This is a genomic window from Myroides sp. ZB35 (assembly GCF_001865835.1).
In the GTDB taxonomy this organism is placed as follows: Bacteria; Bacteroidota; Bacteroidia; order Flavobacteriales; family Flavobacteriaceae; genus Flavobacterium; species Flavobacterium odoratimimum.
The window spans coordinates 3312621-3332769 of the sequence record NZ_CP017769.1; the positions used below are offsets into that span (position 1 = coordinate 3312621).

The 20149-nt window shown below is 29.5% G+C and carries 22 protein-coding genes; 9 read left to right on the forward strand and 13 right to left on the reverse strand.

All coding sequences use genetic code 11. The features are described 5' to 3' along the window. The first annotated feature begins 363 nt into the window (after positions 1-363). The 5 genes from tnpA (BK054_RS14690) to BK054_RS14710 all read left to right on the forward strand — a co-directional run bounded on the left by tnpA (BK054_RS14690) (position 364) and on the right by BK054_RS14710 (position 3943). Positions 364-651: an IS66 family insertion sequence element accessory protein TnpA gene (tnpA, locus tag BK054_RS14690; protein WP_006258245.1), complete on the forward strand. Its 288-nt coding sequence runs from the start codon at positions 364-366 to the stop codon at positions 649-651. Next, the gene (gene tnpB, locus BK054_RS14695; protein WP_071307249.1) at positions 651-989 is read left to right on the forward strand and encodes an IS66 family insertion sequence element accessory protein TnpB; all 339 of its coding nucleotides are present in this window, start codon (positions 651-653) and stop codon (positions 987-989) included. Before tnpA (BK054_RS14690) ends, tnpB (BK054_RS14695) begins: the two co-directional genes overlap by 1 nt. A 49-nt stretch (positions 990-1038) precedes the next feature. Next, positions 1039-2613, forward strand: coding sequence for an IS66 family transposase (gene tnpC, locus BK054_RS14700; RefSeq protein WP_071307250.1), 1575 nt, complete (start codon positions 1039-1041; stop codon positions 2611-2613). Between the two features lie 347 nt (positions 2614-2960). Further along, complete coding sequence (locus tag BK054_RS14705; RefSeq protein ID WP_071307404.1) at positions 2961-3458, forward strand: hypothetical protein; 498 nt, start codon at positions 2961-2963, stop codon at positions 3456-3458. Positions 3459-3601: 143 nt separating this feature from the next. After that, entirely contained in the window at positions 3602-3943 is a 342-nt protein-coding gene (locus BK054_RS14710) for a hypothetical protein (protein WP_071307405.1), read from the forward strand. 207 nt (positions 3944-4150) lie between these two features. Here the strand turns inward: BK054_RS14710 and BK054_RS14715 are convergent, their stop codons facing one another. The 11 genes from BK054_RS14715 to BK054_RS14760 all read right to left on the reverse strand — a co-directional run bounded on the left by BK054_RS14715 (position 4151) and on the right by BK054_RS14760 (position 14214). Next, positions 4151-4843, reverse strand: coding sequence for a CPBP family intramembrane glutamic endopeptidase (locus BK054_RS14715; RefSeq protein ID WP_071307406.1), 693 nt, complete (start codon positions 4841-4843; stop codon positions 4151-4153). A 37-nt stretch (positions 4844-4880) separates the two neighbouring features. Then, entirely contained in the window at positions 4881-5105 is a 225-nt protein-coding gene (locus BK054_RS18365) for a hypothetical protein (protein WP_156860098.1), read from the reverse strand. Positions 5106-5636: 531 nt separating this feature from the next. After that, positions 5637-7007 carry a hypothetical protein gene (locus BK054_RS14720; protein WP_071307407.1) on the reverse strand — a complete coding sequence of 457 codons (1371 nt, stop codon included), beginning with the start codon at positions 7005-7007 and terminating at the stop codon, positions 5637-5639. A 49-nt stretch (positions 7008-7056) separates the two neighbouring features. After that, positions 7057-7746, reverse strand: a complete 690-nt coding sequence (locus BK054_RS14725) for a hypothetical protein (protein ID WP_071307408.1) — start codon at positions 7744-7746, stop codon at positions 7057-7059. 223 nt (positions 7747-7969) lie between these two features. Continuing rightward, a complete protein-coding gene (locus BK054_RS14730; RefSeq protein WP_071307409.1) occupies positions 7970-8185 on the reverse strand; it encodes a hypothetical protein in 216 nt (71 codons plus the stop codon). A 2-nt stretch (positions 8186-8187) separates the two neighbouring features. Continuing rightward, on the reverse strand, positions 8188-9327 hold the full coding sequence (locus BK054_RS14735) for a putative phage abortive infection protein (RefSeq protein WP_071307410.1): 1140 nt from the start codon (positions 9325-9327) through the stop codon (positions 8188-8190). Between the two features lie 334 nt (positions 9328-9661). Then, complete coding sequence (locus BK054_RS14740) at positions 9662-10009, reverse strand: hypothetical protein (RefSeq protein WP_071307411.1); 348 nt, start codon at positions 10007-10009, stop codon at positions 9662-9664. Positions 10010-10127: 118 nt separating this feature from the next. After that, positions 10128-10940 (reverse strand): hypothetical protein, encoded by an 813-nt coding sequence (locus BK054_RS14745; RefSeq protein WP_071307412.1) that lies wholly within the window; start codon positions 10938-10940, stop codon positions 10128-10130. A gap of 353 nt (positions 10941-11293) precedes the next feature. Beyond that, the gene (locus BK054_RS14750) at positions 11294-11929 is read right to left on the reverse strand and encodes a hypothetical protein (protein ID WP_071307413.1); all 636 of its coding nucleotides are present in this window, start codon (positions 11927-11929) and stop codon (positions 11294-11296) included. Further along, positions 11917-13404 carry a transglycosylase domain-containing protein gene (locus BK054_RS14755; RefSeq protein WP_071307414.1) on the reverse strand — a complete coding sequence of 496 codons (1488 nt, stop codon included), beginning with the start codon at positions 13402-13404 and terminating at the stop codon, positions 11917-11919. The genes BK054_RS14750 and BK054_RS14755 overlap by 13 nt, the downstream gene beginning before the upstream one ends. Before the next feature lie 531 nt (positions 13405-13935). Further along, positions 13936-14214, reverse strand: coding sequence for a hypothetical protein (locus BK054_RS14760; RefSeq protein WP_071307415.1), 279 nt, complete (start codon positions 14212-14214; stop codon positions 13936-13938). Between the two features lie 80 nt (positions 14215-14294). On the opposite strand from BK054_RS14760, the gene tnpA (BK054_RS14765) reads away from it, so the two are divergent. The 3 genes from tnpA (BK054_RS14765) to tnpC (BK054_RS14775) are packed head-to-tail and all read left to right on the forward strand — an operon-like array spanning position 14295 to position 16544. Next, positions 14295-14582: an IS66 family insertion sequence element accessory protein TnpA gene (tnpA, locus tag BK054_RS14765; protein ID WP_071307416.1), complete on the forward strand. Its 288-nt coding sequence runs from the start codon at positions 14295-14297 to the stop codon at positions 14580-14582. Then, positions 14582-14920 carry an IS66 family insertion sequence element accessory protein TnpB gene (gene tnpB, locus BK054_RS14770; RefSeq protein WP_071307249.1) on the forward strand — a complete coding sequence of 113 codons (339 nt, stop codon included), beginning with the start codon at positions 14582-14584 and terminating at the stop codon, positions 14918-14920. The genes tnpA (BK054_RS14765) and tnpB (BK054_RS14770) overlap by 1 nt, the downstream gene beginning before the upstream one ends. Positions 14921-14969: 49 nt before the next feature. Next, positions 14970-16544 (forward strand): IS66 family transposase, encoded by a 1575-nt coding sequence (gene tnpC, locus BK054_RS14775; RefSeq protein ID WP_071307417.1) that lies wholly within the window; start codon positions 14970-14972, stop codon positions 16542-16544. On the opposite strand, the gene BK054_RS14780 is transcribed toward tnpC (BK054_RS14775), so the two are convergent. Together BK054_RS14780 and BK054_RS14785 are read right to left on the reverse strand one after the other, a co-directional pair. Beyond that, positions 16508-17266, reverse strand: coding sequence for a DUF5712 family protein (locus BK054_RS14780; protein WP_232234290.1), 759 nt, complete (start codon positions 17264-17266; stop codon positions 16508-16510). The genes tnpC (BK054_RS14775) and BK054_RS14780 overlap by 37 nt on opposite strands. Before the next feature lie 2 nt (positions 17267-17268). Next, positions 17269-17817 carry a BfmA/BtgA family mobilization protein gene (locus BK054_RS14785; protein ID WP_071307418.1) on the reverse strand — a complete coding sequence of 183 codons (549 nt, stop codon included), beginning with the start codon at positions 17815-17817 and terminating at the stop codon, positions 17269-17271. A 392-nt stretch (positions 17818-18209) separates the two neighbouring features. Here BK054_RS14785 and BK054_RS14790 point away from each other — a divergent pair, with 392 nt between their 5' ends. Then, positions 18210-19913 carry a hypothetical protein gene (locus BK054_RS14790; RefSeq protein WP_071307419.1) on the forward strand — a complete coding sequence of 568 codons (1704 nt, stop codon included), beginning with the start codon at positions 18210-18212 and terminating at the stop codon, positions 19911-19913. Positions 19914-20149 lie beyond the last annotated feature (236 nt).

Sequence of the window (20149 nt, forward strand, 5' to 3'; positions counted from 1 at the left end):
TCTATCTACTATTTCAACAAAAAAGTTAATGACTTCGGAGTAGTTTTCCTACCCTCTGCAAGAGCAAGTAATTTTGATGGCACGAATATAATTTCGAATGCCTAAAAACCGTACATTTTTATCGCTATAAAGCATCGGTTTAATCTATTGATTATCAAACCCTATCAGCACTGGTCGCATAATTATCGCATAGTGATCACATACTGGTCGCATAATTTTGCGTCTTTTTGATGCGAACAGTATGCTATCAAACTACTATCCTTGTTCCATCTTTGCATTTCACTATATTGACGTATCCGCCCGAGCAAGTGCATGTTTCATAATATAATGTAAGGAAGTAAGTTTGCTTTAAATAATAAAGAGATGAGCAAACAAGAAATTATGTACTCTCATGTAGAGGATTGGCAAGCAAGTGGATTAACACAATCAAAGTATTGTGAAAGTGTTGGAATTAAGCTGGCGACATTTAGTTATTGGGTAGTAAAGTTTAAGAGTGAAACAGAGCAAGAAGGCTCAAGTAACTTTATAGCAATAGGTGAAACATCTAAAACCGACAGTAAAGAATACGAAATCGTGTATCCTAATGGAGTGAAGTTACGTTTAGAAACGAAAGACTTGGGTGAACTCTATTCATTAGTAAACCTTGTGTAATGTTTAGTCTGAGTAGTAGCCATCAATTCTACTTGTATAAATCAGCTTGTGATATGCGCAAGAGTTTCGATAGTCTATGTGGTCTTGTTCAAAACGAGCTTAATCAAGTCGCTCATAATGGAAGTGTCTACGTCTTTATCAATCGTCGATGTAATCAGATGAAACTCTTACACTGGGAAACAGGTGGTTTTGTGTTATATCACAAGCGATTAGAACAAGGTACTTTTGCTTTTCCTATTCATAATCGGACTCAAATCAGTTGGAGTGATTTGGTACTTATGATTGAAGGAATACAAGTGATAAAAAGTAGTCAAAAAAGGCGGTTTTCCATGAGATAAAACAGCCTTAATCCTTGTATAAATAAGGCTTTTGACGTATATTTACTTCATGGAAATAGACTTAGAAAACTTATCGAAACAAGAACTTTTGGCACTTTTAACCAAAGCCCAAAAGACTATTTCCAAACAAGAAAAAGTAAATACTAAGTTAGAGAAGAAAACTACTAGCTTAGAAGAAAAGACCTCTAAACTAGAAGAAAAAAATACAGAACTGGAATATCGTGTAAAGCTACTTGAGCGCATGAAGTTCGGTCAAAGCCGAGAACGTTTTGAGGATCCCAATCAAACTCAATTACCTTTAGATGTTGAACAAGCAGTCTTAGAGGAACAAGAAGAAGTAATCAAACAAGAGATTACCTACTCTCGTGAGAAAAAGAAACATCCAGGACGAGCTAAACTACCAGATCATTTACCCGTAGAAGAAATAGAAATACATCCTGAGGGAGATTTATCTGATATGATTTGCATTGGTAAAGAAACTACAGATGTGTTAGATTATGTTCCAGGTTACTTTAAAATCAAGCGTTACATCCGATATAAATACGCTACTAAAGGTAAAGACAACACTCAAATTAGTATTGGTGAGCTTCCTGAGCGAATTATAGATAAAGGAATCCCTTCAGAGGGATTATTATCCACAATACTTGTAGATAAATATGTTGACCACCTTCCTCTTTATAGACAAAAGCAACGCTTTTCCAGAGAAAACATCGATATAGCTTCTTCTACAATAGATGGTTGGGCGGCTCAAAGCATGGATGCTTTAAAGCCACTATACCAAAAGCTGGTGATGGACATCAAAAACGAAGGTTATCTCCAAGTTGATGAAACCACCATCAAAGTCTTAGATGAGAAAAAGAAAGACAAAACTCATCTTGGCTACTATTGGGTGTATCACGCACCTATATCCAAGCTTGTAATGTTTAATTACAGTCCTACTCGTAGCGGTAGTGCTGCACTGCCTATATTAAAAAACTTCAAAGGATATCTGCAAACTGATGGATTTAGCGGCTACCAAGCCTATGGAAATAAGTCAGATGTTACACATCTTGCTTGTTGGGCACATGCTCGACGTGAATTTGAAAAAGCTTTAGATAACGATAGAAAAAGGGCCCAGCATGTACTAGTAGAAATACAGAAGTTATATGCTATAGAGAGAAAAGCTAAAGAACAAGACTTAGCTCCTGACCAAATCAAAGAACTTCGTCTAGATGAAAGTTTACCAATCATCAACAAGCTTGGTAAATATATGATTGCTCAGATGAATCTTACCTTACCTCAAAGTAGAATAGGTAAAGCTTTTGTGTACTCTCAAAAAAGATGGAGTAATCTAAGTGATTACTTACACAATGGAAACTTGCAGATAGACAATAATCTTGTTGAAAATGTAATCAGACCTGTAGCAATTGGTCGTAAAAACTATCTCTTTGCCGGTTCTCATGATGCAGCACAAAGAGCAGCTATGGCCTATACGTTTTTTGCTAACTGCAAAAAGCATGACATTAATCCATATAAATGGCTAAAGTATGTTCTTGAAAATATTCAATCCATCAACCACAAGAATATCGCTGACTTATATCCTCATAATTACAAGAAAATTATCCTGGATAATGTAGAAGAATAATTAGATCTCACAAGATGTACTTGCTCGGGTGCATACATATTGACACTCTGATTTTTGTCTGTCTTTATCACTCACTCTTATGTTTGTGAAGATAATTGCCGATACTTTGGTAAATGTCTTTGGAAAATAGACTGAATGAGGGGTTGTAGAAGTTTGGAGTTGTAGATGGCTTTTATATAATAAACGAACTGACAAAAACTCGAGCCAGTAACAAGACCTTTAAAAAGTAGCGGGGGGGTTCCTCTAAATTCAAAATTTGTACTTCGTTTACCGTAAAACACTAATAGAATGAGCTTTTTTTTTTAATTTAGTAAATAGAAATTGACTTTTCCTAACATAACGATTAAATGAAATTCTATTATTTACTTCCCTTACTTATTTTATTAACTTCTTGTTCAAGTACAAAAGCTTTGAATGGAAAATATCGTTCCCATAAAGTTGAATTAGGTTTTTTCATAACGGAATTAAATTTTAAAAATGAAAACGATTTTATGTACAAATTTTCTGGTGATTTAGAACATACTGAATTGACTGGAACTTATAAAATAGTAGATAAAAATGTGTATTTAAAGTTTAATAAAGAAAAGGGGCAAATAGAATCGGAAAGCGACAGTTTAACAACCGTTGAAATTTTAACCGGTAATTATCATAACTATGACCTAAAAAATGAATCAAATATTGATTATCATTTAAAATATAAAATTAGAGGAAATAAATTGTTTTCATACAGAATTGATAATGGTAAACTTGTTACAAAATCAAAGTACTATACAAATACAAAGAAGTTTTTATTATTCGGTTCAAAATGGAAATCGAAAAAAAGTTATCTCAAAAAAATAAATTAAAATCTGCATATAACATCGTATTGATGAAATGAGGAGTTTTGGCTGAATTGAACATTCACTCAATTCAAGACCACACTTTTCCAAGCCGAGCCTTGTTAGTAGTAAGCTCATCTTAACATTGTGAAATAAACAACTGAAATAAAATGTATAAGTATCATTTTCGCCCGGAATATGGATCAGAGAAACTTTTGATTGAAATCTTTAATGGTTTAGAAAAAAAAGAATTCCTTTCTGATTTCCTTGATGCAATTAAAATATTAAAGCCAAAAGTTGTAGACTTTGAGGACTTATGGATTAATGATGAAATTTCAATAAATGTAAATTCCGAAATGGGAGAATTCATTCTTTCAAAAGATACATGGGGTTTTGTTTTCCTAACGTCTGAAAATAACCAAGAATGTCTTTTTCAAATAAATTCAATTTTAGAAATCGCAGAAAATTTTGAAAAAGTAGAAATCGATTTTGAAGACTATAAATTAAAATAGGGACTGCTGCTAGTATCGTATTGATGAAATACACAGTTTAAAACTTTCAGAATAAAGTGAACACCCCTATTTATAATAGTTGTAATAAGCTTGTTGTATCTAAAGCTATTTCAATGGTGTGCTGCGTACAGCTTAGAAAGTACTCTTCTAGTTTTTCTATACCTACGAGAAATAATAATATACTAAAAACCACTTCTGTATGGAGTATTATTCATTTCTTTTAAAAGAGAAGAAAAGCATTAATAAAGATAATAAACTAACTACTAAACTAAGCATTTTCAGATTCCCTATATTATCTATTGTAAAGAAAGCAGGTGAATAAAATGATGTAATATTAAAAACCATGTGCCATAAAACACATAAACTTATGTTTTGAGTTTTATTATATATCCAGAATAAAAATATACTTGAGATAAATGGTATAATTAAAGGTATTTCACCAAAAATATGTGTTAAACTAAACACAAGAGAAATGAGAACAATAGAAACAATCTTATCAAGTTTCTCTGTCAAAAATCTAAACCAATATTTTCTATACAAAAGTTCTTCAATAACGGGACTTAGTACAAATAAACCAAACAAACTAAATGCAGAATACTCATAACGTTGTTGCATTACAAAATTAAATTCATCTCCTCTAGCATAAATAGCATTACCTAAAAAAGCCAAAGAGATTGCCGTTACTATAAGTAAAGAACAATTCAATAAAGAGCACCTTATTTTTAATAAGCTATTATAATCCTTATACTTAAATATAAATAGAGTAAGAATACTAATTGTAAAAACATCTATAACTTTAAAAACAAAACCTGCCCCATAAATAGCTATAACAAAAAACAAAATAGTATAGATTATCAATAATAGTATACGGCTATACTTAGTTTCAAATTTCATATTCATCTTTCAAGGTATTTATAATGATACTTTATAAGTCCTACTACCACTTCTGCAGAATAACTATACTCAGATATAATCTGTCACGGTAAAGCTTTTCAGCACCATAAAAGAATGGAATTTTATTAATAGAATTCATAATTCCATTGATTACAACTCCAACACTTATACCAATTAAAACAGAAATAACCTCTCCATTTGGACCTGCATAAAGTAACGGATTATTTAATACATATCCATATCTATGTGTTAGTATTGTCTTGCACAAAGTTATCAGGTGACCTATTTATGGAAGGTGCACTTTCGGTGTACAAGCACATAAAAAAGCCCGATAACGAGTGTTATCGGGCTTTTCAGCGGAGAAAGAGGGTTAGCCTCTTTTATGCCGTATGCTTTATAAATAGGGATGTTCACTTTTTTAAATTGATGTACGCACCTTATTCGGAAAGTCTTATGCTATGATTGGAATCGTTTGATTCTTATGTCAAATATACTGTTTATAAATTGATTTTTGACCAAAGATAATTTTTCAATTTAATTCTAAGACTATCTTAAAGTTAATTATATGTCATTACCAAATTAGGTAAAAGTTCTAATTTTTAAAAATAACGAATCACTTACCAATCTTATTACTGCTGTAGTATTTTTTGGTTGAATCTAGGCCTCATTTAGTTAACATTAAAAAAAACTCACCTTAAATCGGTTATTGAGTTTATCGAAAAAAAATGAGGTCATATATCTTATTTTTTAAGTCAAAAATAAAGTTGTGCATCAGTTACCCATGTTAGGTACTAGCTTTTTAGTCTTTATCAAATTCTTCATAAATATCCTTATAACTTTCAAAGATATTGTAAAGGAAATCTCTGAAATAAATTTGTTGATTAATGTAATCAACCATGAAATCTGGTACGTCACCATGATTTAAATACGGGTGCTTTTCAGTGCCGAATTTTTCCATGTATTTGTAATCTTCAACAGAGTAACTTATAAATAGTTTCCTAATAAGTCCAGTAGGTTTAATATCGTAATTGAAACATAGAGCATCTTCAAGCATTATACCTTGATACTGCTTCCAAGTCATTCCGCCCCAACCACGCTCAAATTTTAGACCTTTGTCATTGGTAGTCATAGTTTTGATTGTTTCAAAAGCAATTCCGCAAAGTGTATTATCCCAAGTAGATACTAAGTCATAGAAGAATTCGTTTTGTTCATTTGCTTCTTTTACTTTGTTTAGAAGTTCAGGGATTATTTGAGTAAGCTTGATTTCGTCATCACTAATTTCATCAAGCTTATGAGGTGAGATATTGTTCTCAGTTATTAAATAGTTGTCTTTAGCAATTTTAAATGGATTTAATCCAGCTAAAGTAATAGCATTGTTTAAATATGGTAGTTCTGGATATCCCTGTGATGTAAAAACAAAACCATGAATTCTTTTTGATTCCATTAACTGCGTTGCATATGACGAAATTCGGTTCATTCTTTCAATCATATAGTCGGAAGGATTTTCATGTTTCTTTGCATTCCAATCCTCTATTTCATCCCAAGTGACTTTGAATATTTCAAAATTTTTCTGAGAGAAGGCTGATTCTGTTATTTTTATAATGTCAGTAATTGTTGGAATCCATGGTTTTAGTCTAATTGTATTTACATCATCATTTTCGTAAGTTGGGATGTATGCAAATACTGGCTTTTCGTCAAAAAGGAAGCTTGAAATTGCGGCTTCTCTAACAATTCGTTCTTGCATTGGGGAAATCAATATATAATGTATGTCTTCATTTGTCATTGTAGGGAAAATCGCTTGTAGATGTGAAGCATATGCAAATAACTCTGTAAATGCTTGTCTTTCCGTTTGAGCGCTTTTTTTTATTTCTACAATTGCTACCCCTGATACTCCTTCGATTAAACCGAGTAAATCTGCTCTTATTGTACTGTCACCTTCACGTTTAAGGGGAACTTCACAACCGAATAACCTAAGTCCGAAAAGATTATTATAGAGTCTTGAGTAACGGTCAACAATTTCATTAAATAAGACTTTCTCTGGTGTTCGTTCATAAATCGCTTCATCATCTTTATCAAATGAGTATTTTTCAGGGAATTCTATGTAATCAATTAATTCTTCCCATCTCTCACGATTTTCCCAAAGGTAAGTTTGAATCTGATGCTCTGTCATGGAGTTTCTTTTTATTTGCGTAAACAAAGGTTTTGTGTTCGATTCTTTATTATTTTAAAATCTTTTTTATTTTTATTCCTATATCAGTAATATACAAACTTTCTCTTCCACCTTCCACAACATATTTATCTGATGCTTTCCAATCATCCTGATCTCGAACACTAATTTCTCCTAAATCCTTTCCACATAATCCTGCATTAACAAGATTCATTTCAATATCTGAAAAGTATTCATTCCAACGATTTTCTCGTTCTAAATTGTCACTTTGAACAAAATATTCAAAATCTTCTATAAAGATATTTTGAATAATAGATGTACAGCGTAGAAACTCAGAGTATGAAATTTTCTCTAATAAAAAAGCTTTGAAGAATTTTGCAACATATTCAGTTGAAATATGGTCTTCACATTTTTCAATAATATAAATAAGTTTTTCTCCAACTTTAATTCGATAAGTTTTTGATTCGTCAATTTCTGAAACCATTTGATTCCTTTTTTTAGGAGGGATATCTTTAAGTTCTGAAATAAAATAAACAATTTTTTTTAGAAATAAATGTTCTTTTAGACTCATAGAAAACTTGCCTAATTTCAAGATAGTACCAATGATAGGAATATCTTTTGCAACACCATCTTCTAGAAAACTATCTACCAACACTTCAAATAAATCGGTATTGATTTCTGTCAGATTACTATCTTTTATGGTTTCATCTAATGAATTTGAGAAATTTTGTAATTCACTCATTTTGTATCAAGTTTTAAAAAAACATCTATAACATGCCTTTATTTTGCGAAGTGGCTGGAATTGAAAACAAAAGTTTCAATTAAGCACAACTTGAGCAAAAAACCTTTATTTGGCTAAATTTAGGGAAAAGTCAATATAATTGTTTTTTGAGAATTATAAAATTATGTTTTAATCTTAAGAGAAAACGGCCATTTTGTCAAAGTCCATGCTAGTGTTATAGTTATTATTTTTCTAAGACGAAAGTTATAACTACTGTTGGGTGTAAACTACCAGTATTACTCCCAGGTGTCTGTATAACTTCTTTGACTTTAAAACCTTCATTTAAAGCATTATTCACAAGGTCAAATTCGTGTTCACCGACAAATCTGTCATCTTTTTTCTCTTGTTTAGAAACTCGACCAGCGCCTGAAGTTACTGTTACTGTAATTACTTTTTGCATATTTAATATTTTAATTCTGTTTTATCTTTTGTAAAAATATCGCAAGTTATTTTGTATTTATTATTGGTTAAATCAATGATATCTACTTTGAATTTTAAGTTACTTGTAGAATCTTTTGGCTTGTATGTTCTATAGGAATAGGTTTCTAATGCCCAACATTTTAAAAGTTTTTCAATTTCCTCATTTGAAAAATCATCTAGACCATAACCTTCTTGTAAATTTTGATTAAAATTTTGTAGATTATTCCTTGTAACTGATAGGCTTATAGAATCAAATAACTTTTCGCCTTTAAAAGCAAATCTTCCTTTTAAAAATGTTTTGTAAAATGTAGTATTTTCAGAAATTATAAAATGTAAAAGTTCTTCTAAAAGAATATTTATACTATTAACTTTTTCATCTGTTAGCTTTTGTTTCCACTCTTTAAACTCTACTCTTTCTAAAAGAGGTAAGTGTTTTGTAAGATTATAATTATTTATTAAAGTTTGAAATTTCTTCCCATACGTAGTACAAGCGTTATAATTTATAAAGAATAACTCAGATTCGGAAAGCTGAGCACGAACTATTTTTGCATAACTTGACTTTTCTTTATCATTAAAATTGGATTCACTAATTAATTTAAAAATTCTATACAAAGTTCGATAATAGTGCGCAATGGATTCTTTGTTTACTATATAGAAAATTGTATATAAATCAATGGCAATTTTACGATTTTTATAAAAGGAATTCGTTGGTTGAAACTTATTGTATAAATCTTCTTTATGCTTTTGAAAAAATTCTTTTCCTTTATATATTTGAGAAGAATGTGGAATATCATAATGCATTGAATTTGTTATACTTTGATATACATCTAGTAATGAAAAGAATTTATTTTCAAATTGTTGTCTTTCAAATACATTTCTGCTTTCTATAAATTCTTGTCTTTGTAAAGATAATGTTTCATATAAAAGAACAATACCTACTATTGTAAATATTGCTCCTACAAATCCTCCTATGAAATCTCCTGATTTTGCGGACGAATCTAAATCTAAATTATATTTAGAATTAATAAAATCTTCAAAATATATCCCTCGTATTAAAAACCAAACTATTATTATACAACCGATAATAGTAAGTATGTAGGATAGAATTATTCGTATTCTCATAAATTAAGGACGTAGTTTTAATAATTACCATTAACATCTTTTTTCAAGAAGAATACAACTATCCGTTTCGTGAAATCAGTATGTTAAGCTAATTGTTTTTATGTGAATAAGATATTTAAAAAAAGAATAGTTTGATCTATAACGAAGTAATTCAATAAACTATTTATTTGTGTAAATAAAGATAATAATATGAAATCAGTATCCCCTTACCTGTTATATGTACAACCTATCGTATTCCAAAATATTCAATTAGTATCTTATAATTCGGACTCAAACATATTAAAACTTTCTCTAATATTATTACGGAAATCCGTAAACCTCTCAATATTTTGAGTTAAGGCTCTATTTTAATCAAAAAACTATCGACTTCTGAATATTCTATAATAGATTTAGTACGATTATAATTACCAGCATTATCACTAAATATTCTTGTGTGTTCTAATCCTACTAGTTTTGAGTCATATTCAATTATAAAGTCTGGCCTTGGCGGTTTTGGTTTATCTATAATATTTATTTCGCAATCTATTTTATATACAAATTTCCCTATTTGACAGACTTCTAAAATTTCTTTTTGTGGCAAATTGAATTTCTCTATAATTGGATTAATTATTCTGCCTAAAACTTCTCTTTCTGTTTTTGAAGTTTCAATCAAGTCTTTTAATACTTGTATGTTTATCTGCATTTTTTATAAAGTTTATTACTAATGAAAAGTGTATTGGAGATAATAGTGTGTTAAAAAGCTTAAACTTTAAATTTAAGCCTTAGACTTTGATTATGTAAACCTTTACTGTCTATAATTTTTATGTGAATCCAAATAAGGATGATTCTTTATATTTTATTATATTATTTTTCCTTAATATTTCAGTAAATGCATCGATTCTTGTCGCAAATAGTTTACTTCTGTTTGATATTGACCACTCATTCATGATAGCAACCAATTTAGGACTACTATTTAAATCGTTAGGATTTATGTACCAAAGACCACAACCACTAATTCCAAACAAATTAGGACCAAAACTTAAGTTGTTTGACTTTAGATTTAGTGTGTTTTGTCTATCATATTCAACTATTAAGTTTAGAAATTCCTTTCTATTGTATTGTGTGTAATCTTCTGTTTTAATACAATTGGTTTGATGAATAAACGATCTTGTATGAAAAGAATTTCTTGTCATTGATTTTTTAGACCAACTTGTCGGATAACCAAATATCAAGTAATTTAAAAAATGAGATGGAGTATGGCTTAATTCAATGTCACTACATTCTAAGAATATAAAATCATTTAATATATCTTTAACTGAAAGCTCATCTAAAATCAATATACCTAAGTCTAATTCATCAGTAGCTCTGTTATCAGTAGCTTCATTTTTAATGATTTCTCCTCCCGGTTTTAATAAATCAAAACCGTTCTTTAATGGAATAAAAATATCTTCTATGTCATCCAAAACGTGAGCTGCCGTAAATAGAAAATACTTAGATTCTATTTTCACAAAGACTCCAGTTCCATGTTGTTTGTAGTTAGTTTTATTTTTCAATAAAGGACAAGTATAAGAACGAATTCTTGGTATTGATTCCACTTGTTTTTGAGCAATATTTTTAAACGTAATATTTTTCATAAAATTTCAGATAATATCGTTGCTTCATGAAACATAGCATAGTTTTGTAAAATGAAACCTATAATTATTTTTAGTAATATCTTACGCTAATTTATCTAAATAAAAGACATGAAAAAATAATCTTACACCATTTAATAATTGATTTTTTAAATTTATTTCTAAAGTCTAAATGCCTTTGTAGGCTTCCCTAAAAATTTTTAATTATAGAAAAATAGCATTATTTGATAGTGTTAACATTATTATAGTTGCGCTGTAGTAAACATTAAATAAGTTCTTAAAAGACTTACTCTTAAACAAATGTAATATCTCATGAATACTATAAGTTTTAAACTTAGATTTGAAGATATGGCTTATTATTTTTTTGATAGATACCAATTAGCAAATAGTAATATTCCTATAGATAAAAGAGATATTAAAATCTTGACACAAATTGTACTACTAATAAAAGTTGTAATTAAAAGGTATGTAATAAATCCTACAATTAATATTGTTATAATGTTTTGTAACGCTAATAATATTATTCCTATTATTTTTTTTAAAGGATTAAAATTGGAAAATTTTCTATAAAAACTAATTTCATCCTCAAGTTTAGAAATAATTAAGTATAATTCAGAATCTATTAAATTGATAGTCGTTTTAATTAATTCTTCATTATTCTTTTCTTCAATAGACAGCCTTAATAAATTATCTAATATATTTTTACTTAAATATGCAGATTTTCCATCTTTAAGTAATATACTTTGGATTTCTTCTTTAAATTTTAAGTTGTTTTCCCCTTCTTTAAAATATAAGATTAAACTAAGCCTATTTTTTATTTCTGTCATAATTTCGATACGGATGTTGAAAGTTTTTTCAAATGTCTGCTTCGAATCATTTATTGGTTTTTCTATAGACCCCTTGATTACCCAAGTCAAAAATGCAATTAAACTAGTAAGTAGAAATACTAACAAATTTGAATCTACCTGTTTTAAAGTTTCTAAGACATCCATTTGTATTCTTTATTTGGTTTGAAAAATGCAATAATTTTATTTGATATACTTTGTATGAAATTGCCTTCTTTTGAATAGTCATTTTCAGGATTTTCATTTCTTAAAAATGCATAAGTTGTATCAGCTTCATGGAATACTGCAATTCTTTCATCATTATTGTTTGTTGTACCAGTTTTTAAAAAAACATTTTCAATTTGAATGTCTGTTTTAGATGTGAAAATTTTATTAAGAACTTCCATTAACATTCGTTTTTCTGAGTCAATATCATTAGTAAAAAAAACATTGTAATGTAATGCTAATTGATAAAGTGATATTCCATATTTTGTTGCTCCTAAAATAGTAGAAGAAAATAATTCATTAGATGGAATACTTAATAATGTAGATAAAAAAGCTAAAGATTTATCTATTCCAATTCTATTACTAATATTAATAAAACTATTGTTATTTGAATGAAATAATGCTTCATCTATATTTAAAAATTTATCAGTGTAACTTGCTTCTCTTACATCCCAATTTAAACTATTATGATAGGCGTCAAACTTTTCGTCGTTGGTGATTCCTGTTTTTTTAGCCAGATAGTATAAAAATGGTTTCAAAGTAGATCCCACATTAGACTTAAAAACAAAAGGATAGTCCGAACCATAATGGCTTGAAAAGCCAACTAACTTTCCGTTCTTGATAATAATTACAGATAATGGATATTTAGAATCTGAAACAATTTGTTTCGCAAAGTTTTGAAATTTTGGAATCAGAGTAGATACTATTTTCTTTTTTTTGAAATTTATACTTTCTGTGATATATGGTATTACGTTCTTTTTAATTGAAAATAATTTATTTTCATTAAAATGTAAAGGATGACGATTTATTTTACGAAACTGATTTATATTTATTGTTCGATTTTGGTATAATAGATTTGATAAAATTTTCATTCTAATGAGTGCTTTATCAGTGTTTTTAATGTAGTAATTAGGTCCTCTTAAAATTGTAATTAAGTATAAAACCTCGGACTTATTTAAATGTTCAAGTTCTTTATCAAAGTAAAAAATACTAGCAGTTCTAACACCCCTTAAATTCTTGCCAAAGTATACATTGTCAAAATATAGATTTAATATTTCATCTTTAGAGAAATTATTTTCAAGATTTAATGCTTTAAAGGACTCTTTTATTTTTCTATAGATAGTTCTACTATTATCTCGTAGAATATTTCGAGCAAGTTGTTGAGAAATAGTGCTACCTCCCTCTAAAACTTTTAAATTAATTAGGTTTCTAATCATAGCTCTTGAAATCCCTCGATAATCAATTCCATTATGTTCAAAAAATCTTTTGTCTTCAATGGGAACAATGAATTCTTTAAATAAACTTGGTAAATTAGAAGATTTAGCATTGCACTCATAATCTTCGGATACAACTGCAAATGCTTTTTGTTTTTTTCCCGATTTGTTGTAAATAACAAACCCGTCAATTTCGTTATTCATATTTTTCAGTGTTTTTTTTTAGGGATTAATTACACATAACACTTATGTGCTTATTTCGTTAAATTTGTTACTATCATAATTTAGTTTTTTTGTAAATCAGATATTTAACAAACTAGTTTATTACGCTTAGCAAATCTATCCAAATTAATATAACCTCCTTAGAATATGGATAGAGTGGTTGTACTATTTTATACCCAAACATAGTATTTATATTTTCATTATAAATACGGAAATCCGTAAACCCTTTAATATTTTGAGTATAGTTGTTTTTTAGAAAAAAATCAACTTCAAAGTTATCCTCCTTTTATAAGAGTAAGTTGTTTTAAAAGCTCAATTTTAATCTGGAGTACTTAAAAACATAGCTTTTTATTATCTTATTAGTTACTTGTTTTATTATATTTTCAAGTAATTGAAATGCCTTCATAGTTTGTTGAATCAATTAAACATTTTCTTTTTACGTATTATCTATTTTAGATACCAATAGTTTAAATAGAATAAGTTTTTCATGGAATTCATTTATTCTACAAGCACTTAATTAATCCTTCTATCTATATTTTTTCTCAATTTCTTCTTTTTAGAAAATTGTATATTCTCATTACACTCATTATTTTCTGTAGTTAATAGACTTGCAAATAATCCAGTACCTTTGGAGTCAAATATTTCAATAATGTTGTTTAAATCTAATGAGAACTCCAATGAGATATTATCTATAACTTGAAAGTATTCTTCTTTACTAGGTTCGTTTAGTTTATCTTCAATCTGCTCTAAGATGTTTAATACTTTTTTATCTTCAACACTTCCTTTATCCATAGTTACAGAGTATCCGCCCGAGCAAGTGCATGTTTCATAATATAATGTAAGGAAGTAAGTTTGCTTTAAATAATAAAGAGATGAGCAAACAAGAAATTATGTACTCTCATGTAGAGGATTGGCAAGCAAGTGGATTGACACAATCAAAGTATTGTGAAAGTGTTGGAATTAAGTTAGCGACATTTAGTTATTGGGTAGTAAAGTTTAAGAGTGAAACAGAGCGAGAATGCTCAAGTAACTTTATAGCAATAGGTAAAACACCTAAAACAGAAGGTAAACAATACGAGATTGTCTATCCTAATGGAGTGAAGTTACGTTTAGAAACGAAAGACCTAAGTGAACTCTATTCATTAGTAAACCTTGTGTAATGTTTAGTCTGAGTAGTAGCCATCAATTCTACTTGTATAAATCAGCTTGTGATATGCGCAAGAGTTTCGATAGTCTATGTGGTCTTGTTCAAAACGAGCTTAATCAAGTCGCTCATAATGGAAGTGTCTACGTCTTTATCAATCGTCGATGTAATCAGATGAAACTCTTACACTGGGAAACAGGTGGTTTTGTGTTATATCACAAGCGATTAGAACAAGGTACTTTTGCTTTTCCTATTCATAATCGGACTCAAATCAGTTGGAGTGATTTGGTACTTATGATTGAAGGAATACAAGTGATAAAAAGTAGTCAAAAAAGGCGGTTTTCCATGAGATAAAATAGCCTTAATCCTTGTATAAATAAGGCTTTTGACGTATATTTACTTCATGGAAATAGACTTAGAAAACTTATCGAAACAAGAACTTTTGGCACTTTTAACCAAAGCCCAAAAGACTATTTCCAAACAAGAAAAAGTAAATACTAAGTTAGAGAAGAAAGCTACTGAGTTAGAAGAAAAGACCTCTAAACTAGAAGAAAAAAATACAGAACTGGAATATCGTGTAAAGCTACTTCAGCGCATGAAGTTCGGTCAAAGCCGAGAACGTTTTGAGGATCCCAATCAAACTCAATTACCTTTAGATGTTGAACAAGCAGTCTTAGAGGAACAAGAAGAAGTAATCAAACAAGAGATTACCTACTCTCGTGAGAAAAAGAAACATCCAGGACGAGCTAAACTACCAGATCATTTACCCGTAGAAGAAATAGAAATACATCCTGAGGGAGATTTATCTGATATGATTTGCATTGGTAAAGAAACTACAGATGTGTTAGATTATGTTCCAGGTTACTTTAAAATCAAGCGTTACATCCGATATAAATACGCTACTAAAGGTAAAGACAACACTCAAATTAATATTGGTGAGCTTCCAGAGCGAATTATAGATAAAGGAATCCCTTCAGAGGGATTATTATCTACAATATTGGTCGATAAATATGTAGATCATCTTCCTCTTTATAGACAGAAGCAACGCTTTTCAAGAGAAAACATCGATATAGCTTCTTCTACAATAGATGGTTGGGTAGCTCAAAGTATGGATGCTTTAAAGCCACTATACCAAAAGCTAGTGATGGACATCAAAAACGAAGGTTATCTTCAAGTAGATGAGACAACCATCAAAGTCTTAGATGAGAAAAAGAAAGATAAGTCTCATCTTGGCTATTATTGGGTGTATCACGCACCTATATCCAAACTCGTGATGTTTAATTACAGTCCTACTCGTGCTAGTAGTGCTGCATTACCTGTATTAGAGAATTTTAAAGGATACCTGCAGACTGATGGTTATAGCGGGTACAAAGCTTATGGGAATAAGTCAGATGTTACACATCTTGGCTGTTGGGCACACGCTCGTCGTGAATTTGAGAGAGCATTAGACAATGATAAAATAAGGGCTCAGCATGTACTGGTAGAAATACAGAAATTATATGCTGTAGAGAAAAAAGCTAAAGAACAAAACTTAGCTCCTGACCAAATCAAAGAACTTCGTCTAGATGAAAGTTTACCAATCATCAACAAGCTTGGTAAATATATGATTGCTCAGATGAATCTTACCTTACCTCAAAGTAGAATAGGTAAAGCTTTTGCGTACTCTCAAAAAAGATGGAGTAATCTAAGTGATTACTTACACAATGGAAACTTGCAGATAGACAATAATCTTGTTGAAAATGTAATCAGACCTGTAGCAATTGGTCGTAAAAACTATCTCTTTGCCGGTTCTCATGATGCAGCACAAAGAGCAGCTATGGCCTATACGTTTTTTGCCAACTGCAAAAAGCATGACATTAATCCATATAAATGGCTAAAGTATGTTCTTGAAAATATTCAATCCATCAACCACAAGAATATCGCTGACTTATATCCTCATAATTACAAGAAACTTATCCTGGATAATGTAGAAGAATAATTAGATATCACAAGATGTACTTGCTCGGGTGCATACGTTACAGAATACATAAGCTTCTCTTTAAGTCCTCTTTGATAATTAAACATATTATCAAAAAGCTTTTCGCTATTTTCTTTAAAAGCAAGATTGTCAAATTGTCCAAACTTAGCAGAATGTGCTATGTTTTTACCTCTTGAATTATTCTTAGGGCTTAGTTTTATCTTATTGGTTATATCCTTACGACTAACTATAATCTGTAAGTGCATTTGTTCGCCTTCTTTAATATCACCAACACTCACTTCTGCATTTTTCACTTTTTCACCTGTATTAGAATAATACCTAAAGTGTTCAAGCTTTCCAAACCAAAGTAGATCTTTACTACTTGTAATACTATCTTTTTTAAAGTTAAGTGCATAAGCATCCATAACAGCAATAGCATACTCTTTTAGTTTCTGCTGTAACAAATCTTCTGTATATTTCTGTTTTAAAAAAAGAATTTCTTTTTCACTTGGACTTATATTTACTAAGAAAAACTTATCGTCTGTTTTACTAAGCTTAGCTATGTTGTTATCAAGTTTAACTCGTACTTCTTGATGTGGTACATCGTATCTGTCATTTGTAAACCAAAGCTCTTTCTCTCTGTTATCATTCTTTAGTTTGTTTTCTTTTTCTAAGTATTCAACAAGTCTTGCAGAGCTCCCTTTGTTATTTCCTGTTTCTGAATTAGTAATATTTATAAACATAATTACATATTATTTAAAGATTGTCTTACATGCTCTATTAGCTGTTCTTTCTTTGCATTAGCTGTTGTCCAACCCATTTCTTCACGTGAATGGATGTAATACTCTAAAAGCTCTCTAAACTGCTCTTTGAGCTCATCTTTTTGTCTTTGATGATTTACTAGTACTCTTATTCCACCTATTATACTTTTTGTGTACTTTAATAGGGCAGTATTTACCTCGCTTTCTCTAGCTAAATGAGTATCAATATTACTAAGCTTATCATTACTTTGAGCCATAGCAACCTTTAAAAGTCCTACATCAGTATAGCTTGGCAATAGAAAATCTTTCTCTTGTTGTTTTATAAAAGAGATTATCCGACTGATTCCTAAGGATAATTCCTTTTTTAAAACTTCATCTCCAAAGTCTGATGGATCTTTTTTACTTCTATAGAAGTAATCAACCATCTGAGTAAATAACTCCTTCTTGCTTCGCTTAAATCCTAAAGCGAGCTTTTCAAACTTTTCATTAACTGGTTTTGAAAAGCGAATACTACTTGTATCTAGTTGTTTCATATTTATCTTTTTTAGTTTATTAATCTTAAAAGAGAGTATACCCTTAAGTATACCCAAATCACATCTTTATAAGGGCTGAAAGCCCAAGAGTATACTTAAGGTATACTCAACCCCTTTGCAACGCTAGTGAAAAGGCAAGCGACTAGGGCTCTGCCCAAGTCCCGCTTGCTTTTTTCAAAACCATATATTACCGTAAAAGAAAAGAGTAGTGATATACTACTCTTTTAATATTTCTTAAGGCAAAGTAAATCAATGTGATTCAAAACATTGTAAGACATAATTAGCCAAATAGAGCCATAGAAAATAATGAGGAATAATTAATCCTTTGTAAGAATATATTATCCACTAAAATCCAAACAACTTGCAAGTGAATAACTTAAAAATCAAACATTATGTTGACAAGTAAAAACCTAATTTCAAGTTCAAGTATTCATAAGGATATTAAAGAGAACCTTAGTGAATTTATATCTAAGCCAGATAATTGGATATATTATGTATTTCATGCACAAGCAAACATATTAACTCTACCAACAATAACAATCATTGGAGAAGGTAAAGTTCTGAAGGAATTAGTAAATCAAGATTGGGTTAATAATAGTATTGAATTATATAATACCATTATTAACGTAATTGAAATGGACCAACTAATCCTTAATAAAAAAACACCTCATAATATCTACTATAATTTAAACTGTCAATTAGATCAGTTAATATTTTGTAACGATGGCTTTTATGATGAAGAGATTGAAAACATTCAGAATGATGGAGAAAGGAATTTTCTTAAGAAAACAAAAAGGTGGCTAAAACAAAAAGAGGAGTCTTATACTAAATTACTTCAACCTTATACTAGTAGCGAGGAACAAGATAGTGTCAATATTGTTTTTATACTGCAACGACTACAACAATTATTACAAGAGATAATAACAGACTTTAAAGTTATATTTCTTCCTATGGATGTTTTTTTGAAAAACTATACTACAGAGCAAGTACTATCATTTCTAGTCGCACACTCAAATACAGTCAAGAACAAATTCGATAAAAATACAACCATTGCTGGTATAGATTTTTATGATTTAACAAAACCACCTTTATCAATTAAATATTTATTAATTATATTAAACTATCAGTCATCTATTAAAGAAGACGTTTATGATATAAAGCTATTAATTGACAATCTAAATTTATTTGCAGAAGCATTAACAATAGATTTTAAAAATGATTGTTCGGATATTTTTAAACATCGTGTTAAGCAATTAGAAACCTATAATATAATAGAAAAAGCTAAAGCTAGTGTAGAATCATGGGAAGACACCTTAGAGAATCAAGTAAAAGAAACTCTTAAAATTTTTTATAGACCTAAATCTGTATTTCTTCTTTCAAAGAGATACTTTAATATTCCATTGACTGATTTTAAGTATGAAAGAGGCATTCACTTGTTTATTGTAGTATTAACTCAAAAAAGAACTTATCAGGAAATTAGGCAGTTTAGTAATTTAATTACTAAACAAACTAGTGGACAAGTTAAAGTTACGGTCTTACTTCAAAAAGCAAGTAATTGGACAAGAAATATTCCTATGTTCTTTGAGTTTTATAAAAAGTATTTTACTAGCCAAAACTTATTTTATGGCAATTCAATTTACATAAGCTATGATAAGGACGAAGATACTATAACACACAATAAGAATAAATATACTCAAGAATGCTTAGAATCACTTAATAGAGCTTATTTGAATATTAAAGAAAATAGTAATGCAACATTCTGTGAAGCACAAGCGATGCTTTATCATTTTGTCATACAACAATCACTTGTATTACTTATTTATAGAAAACTTGACTTTATTTCCAGTATTATTGATCTAAATTATTTATGGGATTTAATTCAGTGGTGTTATCCCTCGGTCTATAAAGACATAAATGAGTTACCCACAGTGAAAAAAATGCTATTTAATAAGGACTGTTTTGTAAAATATTACCCTAAACCAAATGATTTTATAGTTGATTCTACAGTAGAAGACATTAAAGAATTAGACTCATTCTGTGATATGATATACTCATTTACAAAAAAAGAATTGGGAGATAACTCTTCTTTGGAGTAAAGTGTAAAAGTGATGGATTATTATCCACAGCGAAATGACGTTTAAATTATCGAGATGTGTCTTTGTCCTTACAAATTGAAAAATTTGAACAGGAACAAAGACCACTCGTTTTTCTCCCGAAGGTCGCAAAATTGGTAAAGAGAAAAGAGTATTAATTACCAGAATACAAGAAGCAAAAAAGCTAGAGTACAAAATTATATGTACTCTAGCTTTTTCTATTTTATATAGACACAAAA